Below are 13,039 nucleotides of genomic sequence, written 5' to 3' on the forward strand. Positions count from 1 at the left end.
TTGCAGTGGTTTTTTGTTTTAATAGAATCATTTTATAACAAAATAAATGGAAGCTTTTACAGGAAGATTATCTCTACTAATGGATTAAGTTATTTTATATCATTATATGTTTGTTTTTAATAGTTTATTCCATTCAGTATTATAATTGTTTACGACTTAATTTCTGATTAAATGAACAAAATTCTCAGGATTTAGTTCACCTATAAAAAAAGAATCCATCTCACGAATGAGACAGATTCTTAAAATTAAGTATAGTTTGAAAAAAATTATTCTCTGTTTTTTACCATAATCCAACCGGATAATTTTACCGGAGTTTTGGTTTTGTTGTTTTCAGTCCATGTTACAGAATACCAATAGCTTCCTGTAGGAACTTTTCTTCCGCCTGCAGTTCCGTCCCATTTGTAATTATTGGTTTTGTCACCTTGGTGAAGTTTAGCTCCGTATCGGTTATAGATATTAAATGTTAAATCTATTTTGTTTCCCAATGCAGAGTAATCTATAACATCATTGCGGCCGTCTCCATTTGGTGTGATGACGTTAATGATATTAGGAACGGTAACTTCTACTTCCATCGGTTCGCAATCATAAGAGTCTTTCAAGAAAACTTTATGGATTCCTCTCGAAAGCCCTTTGAATATATTGGAAGCCTGCCAGTTTATATTATCTAAAGAATATTGGTAAGCAGGAGTTCCCCCATTGGCATACACGGTAACTGTCATTGCCGATACGTCAATTGACGTAATCACAGGCTGTTCTGATGCAAATACCTTTACATTTTGAGTCGCCGTGCAATCTCCTGTTTTTAGTTTTACCCAATAAGTTCCTACGCCAACATCAGAAATAGTTTGAGTTGTTGCTCCCGTGCTCCATAAGTACGAATCGAAACCTGCACCTGCATCTAAAGTTGTCTTATCTTCGATACAGATGGTCTTGTCTTTTAAAACCTCAGAATATACAGGCGGAATTACAGTTAGGGTCACTTTTGCAATTGCATAGCAACCGTTCGCATTGGTTACTTTAATGTACACAAATCCATTGGGAGCAATATAAGGATTGGTCGTTACAATCTCGTTACTTCCATTAATGGCATCCTGCAATGATGGGTAATATTTTTTTGTTATTCCTGTCTGTGTGGTTACGGTAGCATTGGTTAGATTAAATGATCCCATAGAAACATTGGTTTCTAAAAAACATGATCTTAATGAAGTGTCATTTACCACAACTACCGGGAAATGATTAAGGGTAATAACCGCATTATCAGTACATCCTTGCGGAGTGGTAACTTTTACATGAACTGTTCCTCCGTTTGCTGAAGGGTAATTTGACCAGTTTAAGATCTCATTAGTTCCCGCTGTAAGATTGGCAAGGGTAGGATAATATCTTTTTGTAACGCCGGGTAAAGTAGTTACTGCAGCAGTACTCAGATCGAAATAGGCAACTCCTGCATTGTTATTGTTACAGGCTGTTATCGTGACATCATCAGCCGCAAAAGGACTTGGATTTAAAATAATTCTTGCATCACCATTATCACATAATGTAGAGGAAGGGTCTTTTATGACTACCGAGATCGTTGTGTTTCCTGAGTATTGAAAGTTTGTAGGCACAGCAATTGGCGTAGAGCTTCCCAAGACATAATAAGTAATAATGTAATTTCCAGGATTATTTACAAACTGATTTGCATAAGACGTTAAATCTACAAACCCGTTTCCTGTTGCAGGGTTGGTACACACAAATGGAGTGATGCTGTTTTGTAAAATTGGAACTTTATCAATAAAAATTTTAGCATTTTTAATAGAATGTCTTGCACTTGCAGCTCCTGTTCCTGCAGAAAACCCGAAATAACCCTGCGTCATACCGATTGCACCGCCGGCGGGAGCATAAGAATCGTCTGTAATCAGTACGCCATCTATTCTTATTTGGATTCTCCAGTTATTAATATTTGCAGGATCTACTTCACCATTTACTTCGACATGTTTGTAGCTAGAGCCAACGAAGGGCTGAGTTGGGTTAAGATCCGGAGAGTGAAAAGTACTATTTGCCGTTGTATTATATTCGATATTCGGGTTTCCGGCAGGTACATTATTGGTACCATAAAGAAGGTGTACTTTGCTCATCTGTCCTTCCGTAGAATTGTTGAATATATCAAATGCAACCATCAATCCGTTTGCGTTTGCAGGAATTCCCAGTCCGCCTCCGGTTGTGAATGCTGTTGGGGGATTAGACAGATACCAGAATGTAAGACCATCGCCTCTACCATACGAGGTGGTTCCGTTTCCGTCTATTCGAAAGTCAAATTCTACTTTCCATTTATCACAATATTTAAGGTTGATAGGATTAGAAAGCTTTATGGCGCCAAACTGACTGGTTTGATCTGAGGTAAGCTGTACGAAATCGCCGGTAGCAGATGCCGAGGGAACGATGTCCCATCCTGTAGTATTAATTACAGGTGAGCCTGTAAGTTGATAAGTCTGAGCTCTCAAATTTGAGTTAATGGTTGATAAAACGAACAAAAAACTGAGGAGTAAAATTTTTTTCATTGTTTAACTTTAAGATGTTGTTTGGTAAGATTATCGTTTTTTATTTTAATATATATTTTCCGGGTTGGTAATAGCAGTGAAGTACTTAGTATAGTTGTAATATAAGTCATGCTTTAGTCGGCAAATTTTTTAGATTTTAGATTTAAAAAAGCACCACTTAATGGTAGTGGTGCTTTCTTGGGACTATTCCCTATTTTTTACCAATACCCATCCGTTGTATTTTGTCTGTGTATTGTTTTTGTCATTTTCAGTCCAGCTTATGGAGTACCAATAAGTACCTGTTGACAATTTTTTACCTCCGGAAGTTCCGTCCCAGGTGTAATTTCTTATTTTGTCTGCCTGATACTTCAAGTTTCCATATCTGTCATAAACAGTGAAGACTAGATTTTTCTTATAAGCAAGAGCTGTATAATCGATAAAATCGTTTACATTATCGCCATTAGGCGTTATTGCGTTTATAAGATTAGGAACCGTTACCTGAATATGTGTTGGCTCACAATTATAAAAATCTTTTACAAAAATTTTATTTTCACCTCTCGGAAGGCCGGTGAATATGTTAGAATCTTGCCAGTTGATGCCGTCTAAAGAATATTTGTAGGGAGCAACTCCACCAGAAACATTCACGGTAATGGTGTTGTTGGTAATGTCTATGCTAGAAATAACTGGGCTGGTTGCAAATTTAACATTTACAGCTTGCAGTGTATAACAGTTTCCTGTTTTTAATCTTACCCAATAGGCTCCTACAGCTACATCGGTAATAGATGAAGTTGTAGCTCCTGTGCTCCATTCGTAGCCATCAAATCCCGGTCCTGCATCTAATGTCGTTCTGTCGTCAATACAAATCGTTTTGTCTTTTAAAACAGATGATCTTACAGGAGGAATTACTTTAAGCGTTATTTTTTTAATGATATAACAGCTGTTTGTGCCTGTTATTTTTACATATATATCTGTAGATGAAGAAATATATGCTGTTGGATTTACGATTTCATTGGTTCCGGTTAAAGCGTTTGCCAAAGTTGTATAGAACTTTTTTGTAATACCTGCTTCGGTAGAAACGTTCGCTGTGGTAAGATTAAATAATGCTGTTGTCGGAAACGTTTCAATAAAGCAAGATTCTATCGTAGCATCGGTGGATACAGGCAGAGGATAGAAAACAAGTGTAATCTCTGCGTTTCCTGTACAACCTTGTGGCGTTGTCACTTTTACATACACTTTTCCCGGAGCTGAAACGTAAGCATTCGGGTTTGTAATTTCGTTTGTTCCCGCATTCAGATCTGCTAATGTTTTATAGTATTTTTTAGTTACTCCGGGAACAGCAGTAACATTTGCTGAAGAGAGATCAAAGGTTGCTGTAGTCGCACCATTATTGTTACATGCAGAAAGAGTTCTGTTGTTTGCCGTAAATGGTGAAAGGGTAAGGATAATTTTCCCATCCGGGTTATCACAAAGAACAGCTGCATTGTCTCTTACGATAACATTTACTGTAGTATTGGCATTAAATTGATAATTCGTAGGCGTCGTAATAGGTGTACCGCCAACAGAATAAGTAAAAGTGTAGTTGGCAGGGTTGGCGACAAACTGAGAATTAAATGATGTTAAATTCACTGTTCCGAAACCTGTTGAAGGGTTTGGGCAAAAAGTTTGTGTTGCAGTCGGTTGCAGTAAACTTACTTTGTCGGTATATATTTTTACATTTTTAATAGAATGTCTCGATCTGTTTCCTCCTGTAGAGGCAGAAAACCCGAAATATCCCTGAGTCATTGTAGCGGCTGCTCCAGATGCGGTAAATGGTTGATTGCAGATCTGAGTTCCGTCAATCATTATTTTTATATTCCAGGTATTAGGGATAGATGTATTTACTTCAGCAGTTACCTCAACATGTTTGTAAGTTGTTCCCTGAAAAGGAAGAGTCGTATTCATGTCGGGCGAGTGAAAAGAGCTTCCTGCGGTGTTAAAAAATTCTACATTGTTGTTGTCTGTAGTGTTTGCAACTTGTCCGTAGGCAACATGCACTTTACTCATTACAGCAGTAGTTGTATTGTTGTAAGTATCAAACCCTACAATAAGACCTACGGCATTTTGTGAAACCCCAAGGCCTGATCCCAGCACGCTTGCTACCGGCGGATTTGCCAGATACCAAAATGCAAGACCGTCACCATTTGCGGTTTGGTTAGAATCCATTCTGAAATCGAATTCTACCCGCCATTTATCACAATATTTAAGGTTTATAGGATCATTTAGCCTGATCGACCCCGATTGATTATTTGTGTCCGGTGTCAGTTGAATAAAATCACCACCTGTTCCTAAAGCTGTTGGCGAAACCATCGTCCACCCTGTTGTGTTAATAGGAACTCCTGTAAGCTGATAAGTTTGGGAAGAAAAATTTCCGGAGATACAAAGTAAAAGAAGGGTAAAATAAAACAGTAATTTTTTATTCATTTATTGGGATACTTTTATTAGACGTGTAAAGATATTGAATCTTTGCTAATAAATGTATATATGCTGTTAAATTTGTAAAAAAAATTGATTATTTTGTAATAAAAAATATTAATGATAACGAAAAGTTGAATATGATAAGCGCTATCTTAGTTTAATTCAAAATAGAGAATTACTTTCTAAACCTTCAAAATAAGTGTCTACTTCAAGATTTGGTGAATTTGCTGCAGCTACGGCAAGTTTATCGCAAAGTTCATTCTCAAAATGTCCTGCGTGGCCTTTTACCCAATGCATTTTTGGAGTGTACTGATTATAAAGTACAACAAATCTCTTCCACAGATCGGGGTTTTTTACGTTTTTCCAACCTCTTTTGATCCAGCCGGAAATCCAGTTTTGGTTAATGGCATCAGAAACATATTTGCTATCGGTAAAAACATGAATATCGTTTTCTGTAGATTTCAGTTTTTCCAGCGCAGTGATTACAGCCAAAAGTTCCATTCTGTTATTGGTCGTTTTTCTGAAGCCTTTAGAAAATGTTTTTTGATAATTTTTTTCGGGAACACGCATCAAAATGCCGTAACCTCCTTTTCCGGGGTTTCCGCTGCAGGCTCCGTCAGTATATATTTCAATTCTCATTTAAGATAAGTTGCCACGAATACACGAATTTCTTTTTAACATTCGTGCGTTCGCGGTATTGATTTATTGAATTAGTTTTTAAAACGGAAAATCTTCTTCATCATCAAGATCGTTCATCGATGACCCCGAAAGTTTAGAACTATCCGGAAGGTCAAATGCTGCTCCTGGTTGAATGGTAGTCTTAATTTTTTCAAAACCACTTGGCTCGCCATGATTATTGGAGTAGCCCATTCCGTTGGTAGCCTCTTCGATATTCCCGAATTTTGCAAAATGTTTCAGGAAAGATAATCTTACATCGGCAGTGGCACCGTTTCTGTGTTTTGCAATAATCAATTCTGCCTGGTTTTCGGTAGGTGTTTCTGCACCATCCTCGTCATTATCCCAAACGGTAATTTTGTAATATTCAGGTCTGAAAATAAAAGATACAATATCGGCATCCTGCTCAATTGCTCCCGATTCTCTAAGGTCAGACAGCTGAGGTCGTTTTCCGGGACGGGTTTCCACACTTCTCGAAAGCTGAGAAAGTGCAATTACAGGCACATTTAATTCTTTTGCAATCGCTTTTAATGAACGCGAAATCATCGAAATTTCCTGCTCACGGTTTCCACCACCTTTTCCGCCACCTCCTGCAGTCATCAGCTGAAGGTAGTCGACCATTATTAGTCTTACTCCGTGCTGCATTACCAGTCTTCGGCATTTTGCTCTGAAGTCAAATATGGACAGGGAAGGTGTTTCGTCAATATATAAAGGTGCGTTTTCTAATTCTGAGACATTTGAAAATAGTCTTTGCCATTCTTCATCATCCAACGTTCCTTTTCTTAATTTTTCTGATGAGATTTTTGTTTCGGAAGCAATCATCCTTGTGATGAGCTGTACCGATGCCATCTCTAATGAAAACAATGCCATCGGGATTTTGTATTCCACGGCAATATTTCTCGCCATTGATAGGATAAATGCTGTTTTTCCCATCGCCGGACGCGCAGCGATAATAATAAGGTCAGAATTTTGCCAGCCCCCGGTTTCTTTATCGACATCTCTGAATCCCGAAGGTACACCGGAGATTCCTTCTTTATCTTTTAAAGATTTAATAGTGTCAATGGCTTGCTTTACCAAAGTGTTGGCGGTGTCAAACCCTTTTTTGATGGTACCGTTTGTGATTTCAAAAAATGATTGTTCAGCTTTATCCAGAAGTTCGAATACGTCGGTAGACTCTTTATACGAAGTGTCTATAACATTAGCTGAAACATTGATTAAACTTCTTAAAATATATTTTTCAAGAATGACACGTACGTGATATTCGATATGGGCTGATGAACTTACTCCCATCGTAAGCTCTATTATATAATGATCGCCGCCTGCAGAACTGAGTTTGTCTGTCTTTTTCATTTCCTGAATAACAGTCATGATGTCTACGGGGTGATTTCCTTCGTACAGTTTCAGAATAACAGAAAATATAACCTGATGTCTCGGATCATAAAAAACTTCCGGAGTAAGTAGGTCAATAGAATGATCTAGCCCCTTTTTGTCAATTAAAAAAGTACCTATTACCAATCTTTCAAAATCTATTGCATTGGGAGGCATTTTTCCATCTGCAATCGACAGTTCCCTAGCAAAGTTCCCCTGTGTAAGAGAAGAGAGTGTTTCTTTCTGCGCCATGGTGCAAAGATAGTTTTTTTAAAAAATATTTTTAAAATAGTAACTAACAATTCTGATGAAAACATAACCCAACTATGGTAAACAGGTGAGCTTTAGTGTTAATAAAAAAATCACCCCATTGCTGAGGTGATTTTATTATGATTAAAGAAAAATTATTATTCTCTGTTTTTTACCAATACCCATCCGTCATATTTGGTTGGTGTACTGTTTTTGTCGTTTTCGTTCCAGGTAATTGTGTACCAATATGTTCCTGTAGGAATTTTTTTGTTTCCAGAGGTGCCGTTCCACTTGTAGTTTCTTACTTTGTCAGCTTCATAGATTTTGTTTCCGTATCTGTTGTAAACAACGAATATCAAATTCTTTTTGTAAGCTAAAGCAGAGTAGTCTATTTCGTCGTTAACGTTGTCTCCATTTGGAGTAATTGCGTTCACAAGATTCGGAACAGTAACTTGTATTTGGATAGGGTTACAATCGAATGAGTCTTTTACGAAAATTTTGTTTTCTCCTCTCGGCAAACCAGTAAACACGTTAGAATCTTGCCAATTGATACCGTCTAATGAATATTGATAAGGTGCAGATCCTCCCGATGCATTTACTGTAATTGTATTGTTCGTAATGTCGATACTTGCAATCACAGGTTGCTGCGAAGGATAAACATGTACTTGCTGAAGGGTAAAACACTTACCAGTTTTTAATTTTACCCAATAAGCACCCACTCCAACGTTTGAGATTGACTGGGTTGTAGCACCAGTGCTCCATTCGTATCCGTCAAATCCTGATCCCGCATCAAGAGTCGTTTTATCTTCTAAACAAATAGTTTTGTCTTTAAGAACTGATGATTTTACAGGAGGTAAAACTTTTAATGTGATTTTTGTGATAGCATAACATCCATCAGTATTTGTTACTCTCACATAGACATCAGTACTTGTCGTGATATAATTTGTAGCCGGAATAATTTCGTTAGTTCCTGCTAAGGCATTTGCTTGAGAAGTGAAAAATCTTTTTGTAATACCTGTTTGAGACGTTACGTTTGCTTGTGTAAGATCGAAAGAAGCAGTTGTAATTGCAGCTTCAATAAAACATGACTCCAAAGTTGCAGGTGTTACCACCACAACAGGGAAAAAGCTTAAAGTAATCGTAGAATTAGCAGTACAGCCTTCTACCGAAGTTACTTTTACATAAATTGTTTTAGGAGCAGATACATAGGCTGTAGGATTTGTAATTTCGTTGGTTCCTGCATTAAGGTCTGCTAATGTCGGATAGTATTTTTTTGTTGCAGTTGGGTCATCAAAAACATTTGCTGTTGTAAGGTTGAATGTCCCTGTTCCTGCGCCATTGTTATTACATGCCTGAAGTGTTGCATTCTTCGCAACAATGTTTCCTTGCTTGAATTTAAACTTTCCTGTTTGAAAACACCCATTGGCTGGATTAGTTGGATTAGTTGGATCGGTGTATTTTATTCTATAATAATAAAGTGTTGTGCCATTTATAGTAGTTGTAGTTAATGGGTTCGATCCCGTAATTGCATCATTATTAGCATCATGATATGTTATAGTGAAGTTTGGATTACCATTTAATATACCGGATGTTAAAGTTGTGAAATCAAACTGCATTGGAAGCGCACATTTCAAAATTTCATTAGGAAGAGCAGGGTTTGTTGCATTCGGTACTCCAGGAGTAATAAATGGGTTAGGCGTTAATGCTGGGTCGTTAAAAGCAGACGTTAGCGCTGCTGTACCACCCCATGTTAGAGAAAATCCTAAATTACTTGCCGGAATATAATTGTCTATAAGAACATAATAGACTTCTCCAGCAATTACTTGAAGCGGAGCGTTCCACTGGCTTCCTGTTTGAGTAGAACTTAATCCTGTAGGACCACTTGTCCCAGAATAATTACAGCTGACAGCATTTCCGAAATCCCAGGTTGCGCAATCTATATTGGGTCCATAAACCGCAAAATCGTAATCATAGTGAGTAACACCAGGAATAGTATCAGGATTTATTGTAAATTCTATTGTTCCTGTTGTTGCAGCGGTAAAAACGTACCAAACAGAATGGTTTTCCAGGCCTAGGCAGCTTCCTGAAGTTTGTTCAATAATACTGCCATTAGTATCAGAGTTATAAGATATATCAGAATTACCACATACAGGTATCGCAGTGATACAATCTGACTGGGAATAATATAGCTGTGAAGTGATTAAAATAAAAAAAAGTAGTAGTTTTCTCATTTCCAAATGATTTTAATTACAAATTTAACAAAAATTTAATTAATTAAGCGTTATGTTACCTTAAATAAAAAAAGCCGTTTATATGACGGCTTTTTTGTTGTTTTTTTATTATTATTCCCTGTTTTTCAATAATACCCATCCAGAGAATTTGATTGGTGTACTTTGTTTATTGTTTTCGTTCCAGGTTACTGAATACCAATAGTTTCCTGTAGGTGCTTTCTTGCTTCCATTTGCTGTGCCATCCCATTTATAACCATTAGTTTTATCGGCCTGATAGATTTTAGATCCATATCTATCAAAAATACTTAGAACTAAGTTTTGTTTTCCGGATAATGCAGAGTAGTCTATTACATCATTTACACCATCTCCATTTGGAGTGATCACGTTTGTAATATTTGGAACCACGACATTTACCTGAATAGGCACACAATCGTAGTTGTCTTTAACAAAAACAGTGTGATCACCTCTGGATATATTGGTGAAGACATTAGAATCCTGCCAGTTTATATTATCAATTGAGTATTGGTAAGGAGGCGTTCCACCAATTACGTGTACGGTAATTGTGCTGTTTGAGATTTCAATATTTGATATAACAGGTTGCTCTGAAGCGTACACTTTTACATCTTGTCTAGCGATACAGTCACCCGTTTTCAATTTTACCCAATACGTACCTACTCCTACATCTGAAATAGTTTGAGTAGTTTCACCGGTGCTCCATAGATAACCGTCAAATCCTGCACCTGCATCTAAAGTGGTTTTGTCTTCTGCACAAATAATTTTATCTACTAGAACTGTAGAATAAACAGGCGGAATAACAACCAGATTTACTTTGGCTACATTGTAACATCCTTCACCATTAGAAACTCTCACATAAGCATATCCCGTCGGAGCAATGTAAGTATTTGCAGTCACTATTTCATTAGTTTCGTTTACGGCATCAGCCATTGAAGGATAATACTTCTTAGTCATCCCCGTCTGTCCGTTAACCGTTGCGTCTGTTAGATCAAACTGTCCTAATGTTGGAGTAGTTTCTATAAAACATGATCTCAACGTAGCTTCAGTAACAATGATCTCCGGATAGAAATTCAACTTGATTTCTGCTATATCTGTACATCCGTATTGTGAAGTAACCAAAACAAAAACAGATCCTACTGCAGATACATATTGGTAAGGATTGCTGATTTGTCCGGTTCCGTTATTTAGGTCAGAAAGTGAAGGGTAAAACTTCTTTGTAACCGTAGGGTCATTTATAACATTTGCTGTAGTTAAATCATACATTGCGGTTCCTGCGTTATTATTGTTACAGCTCGTTAAAGTAGCATCAACAACATTAATGGCGCGTTGTACAAATTTAAATGTGCCGGGTAGCCTACATCTGCTGATGGCTCCTCCAGGTGCGCTTGGATCAGAATATGTAATGACATAATAGTAAACATCTGTCGTATTTACCGGGATAGGACCCAAAATAGGATTGTTTCCACTAATTGCATCATTAGAATTCTTATAATATGAAACTATAAAGTTTGGGTTACCGTTTATAATTCCTGCCGATAATGTGCTGAAATCAAAGACAGGAGGCTCAGTACAAACAATCACTTCGTTAGGATCTGTTGGTGCTGCTCCCGGATCTCCAGGTGGAATAAATGGATTTGGCTGGAACGCTGAATTAAATGGTGATACTAAAGTTGCTGTTCCACCCCAGTTTAATACAAATCCACTAGCAGATTGTGAGAAATTATCAACAACGATGTAGTAAGTTTCTCCTGCCACAACATTCAAAAATGAACAAAATGGTGATTGTGTAGCATCAGATGTAGTATTAGTATTCGTGAAATTTAACCCTGTATTACCTGAGGTTCCGGAATAGTTACATCGTATCGGGGTTCCTAAGCTACCGCACGATACATTGGGTCCGTATAATGCCCAATCATAGTCATTAGACAAGGTGTTGGGTGCAATAGTAAAGGTTAACGTTCCTGATGTAGCAATGGTAAACGTATACCAGATAGAAAAGTGCTCATCAGAAGTCATGCATCCACCCAAATCTTCTTTAATATCTCCGGGTCCGGTAGGAGTAAAAGAAATAGGCGTATTTCCGCAGACTTGCACAGTTCCGCCACAGTCAGAGCTGGATTGTGCAAAAATTATCTGGGATGTAATCAGTAAAAAAAAGAGTAGAGTTTTTTTCATTTTTTGAAAAATTTGTAAATACAAATATAGAGAAATTATTAATCTTACATTTAAGTTTTATTATATATCGAAGTAAAACGACATAATTCATTTAATATTGCATTTTTCTCAATTTGGAGTTCGTTAAACCAACAATTATTGCTATCAATACGGTCATGCTTCCTCCAAAAATTACTGATCTTACAACACCCAAAAGCTTCGCCATTAAGCCACTTTCAAACTGCCCCATTTCATTGCTCGACATGATGAAAATTGAGTTCACGCTTAGTACTCTTCCTCGAATATGATCAGGTGTTTTGAGCTGTACAATAGTTCCTCGTATAACAACAGAAATGCCATCAAGCATGCCGCTCAGTACCAAAAACATAAATGAAAGCCAATAGTAATGCGACAATCCAAAACCGATAATACATAACCCAAACCCTGCAACGACCACCAACAGAATTTTCCCTTGATTTTTTCTTAAAGGAACCAGTGATAATATAGTAATGATAATCATTGAACCGATGTCTGACGCTGCATTGAGCAATCCAAAACCTTCTGCTCCAGTTTTTAAAATATCTGTTGCAAATACAGGAATCATAGCAACGGCACCCCCAAATAGTACAGCAAACATATCTAAACAAAGGGCTCCTAAAATTTCTTTAGTTTTAAAAATATACGAAATGCCCTCACGCATGCTTTCCATAACTTTTATTTCCTCTTTTTTATGCTCAGAAAATTGTTTGTTCAGCTGCCAGAAAAAAAGTGAAGCGATTAAAAGCAGAGAGACGATAACCAATAAAGTCCATTTTACACCAAAAAAACCGATAAGAAATCCTCCGGCGGCGTGACCGCAGACAGAAGAAATCAAGAATGTCGCCTGGTTTAAGGTAATCGCACTCGGAAGATTCACTTTCTTCACGATTTTAGGAATCATAGACGGTACAATGGGTCCGATAAAAGCTCGTGCAATTCCGGTGAAAAATATAACCCCATAAATGAAGTAGGTGATTTCGTGCCCTGTAAAATGAAGTTCCACGTCAAAAAATGCAGGAATCATCAGTAAGCTGATCAGAAAAACGTATACATAATTACAAATTAATAGCAGTCTTTTCTTTTCATTCATATCGATGACGTGTCCGGCATACAATGCGCAGCTTACTGCGGGAATTACCTCCGATAGCCCGATAAGCCCGATCGAAAAAGGATCTTTTGTTAACTGATACACCCACCATCCAAGTAAAGTTGCGAGCATTCTGAAGGCTAAAACAACAAAAAATCTCCCGGTAAGAAGATTTCTGAATTCTACATTTTGCAATGTTTTGAGCGGTAATAGTGAAATCATGCTACAAAAATAGCCCTAAAAATTTATTT

The 13,039-nt window shown here is 37.3% G+C and carries 7 protein-coding genes; all 7 read right to left on the reverse strand.

Annotated elements, in window-relative coordinates; genetic code table 11:
* Positions 1 to 266: 266 nt before the first annotated feature.
* The 7 genes from OH814_RS17965 to OH814_RS17995 all read right to left on the reverse strand — a co-directional run bounded on the left by OH814_RS17965 (position 267) and on the right by OH814_RS17995 (position 13,010).
* Positions 267 to 2,537, reverse strand: coding sequence for a T9SS type B sorting domain-containing protein (locus OH814_RS17965; protein WP_308829102.1), 2,271 nt, complete (start codon positions 2,535 to 2,537; stop codon positions 267 to 269).
* A 183-nt stretch (positions 2,538 to 2,720) separates the two neighbouring features.
* Positions 2,721 to 4,976: a T9SS type B sorting domain-containing protein gene (locus tag OH814_RS17970; RefSeq protein ID WP_308829103.1), complete on the reverse strand. Its 2,256-nt coding sequence runs from the start codon at positions 4,974 to 4,976 to the stop codon at positions 2,721 to 2,723.
* 156 nt (positions 4,977 to 5,132) lie between these two features.
* Complete coding sequence (rnhA, locus tag OH814_RS17975; RefSeq protein ID WP_308829104.1) at positions 5,133 to 5,609, reverse strand: ribonuclease HI; 477 nt, start codon at positions 5,607 to 5,609, stop codon at positions 5,133 to 5,135.
* Positions 5,610 to 5,687: 78 nt separating this feature from the next.
* Complete coding sequence (gene dnaB / locus OH814_RS17980; protein ID WP_123886282.1) at positions 5,688 to 7,265, reverse strand: replicative DNA helicase; 1,578 nt, start codon at positions 7,263 to 7,265, stop codon at positions 5,688 to 5,690.
* A gap of 155 nt (positions 7,266 to 7,420) precedes the next feature.
* Positions 7,421 to 9,493, reverse strand: coding sequence for a gliding motility-associated C-terminal domain-containing protein (locus OH814_RS17985; RefSeq protein WP_308829105.1), 2,073 nt, complete (start codon positions 9,491 to 9,493; stop codon positions 7,421 to 7,423).
* A gap of 111 nt (positions 9,494 to 9,604) precedes the next feature.
* Positions 9,605 to 11,683 carry a gliding motility-associated C-terminal domain-containing protein gene (locus OH814_RS17990; protein ID WP_308829106.1) on the reverse strand — a complete coding sequence of 693 codons (2,079 nt, stop codon included), beginning with the start codon at positions 11,681 to 11,683 and terminating at the stop codon, positions 9,605 to 9,607.
* A 91-nt stretch (positions 11,684 to 11,774) separates the two neighbouring features.
* A complete protein-coding gene (locus OH814_RS17995; protein ID WP_308829107.1) occupies positions 11,775 to 13,010 on the reverse strand; it encodes an MFS transporter in 1,236 nt (411 codons plus the stop codon).
* Positions 13,011 to 13,039 lie beyond the last annotated feature (29 nt).

This window comes from Chryseobacterium sp. CFS15 (assembly GCF_031118795.1).
Taxonomy (GTDB): domain Bacteria; phylum Bacteroidota; class Bacteroidia; order Flavobacteriales; family Weeksellaceae; genus Chryseobacterium; species Chryseobacterium indoltheticum.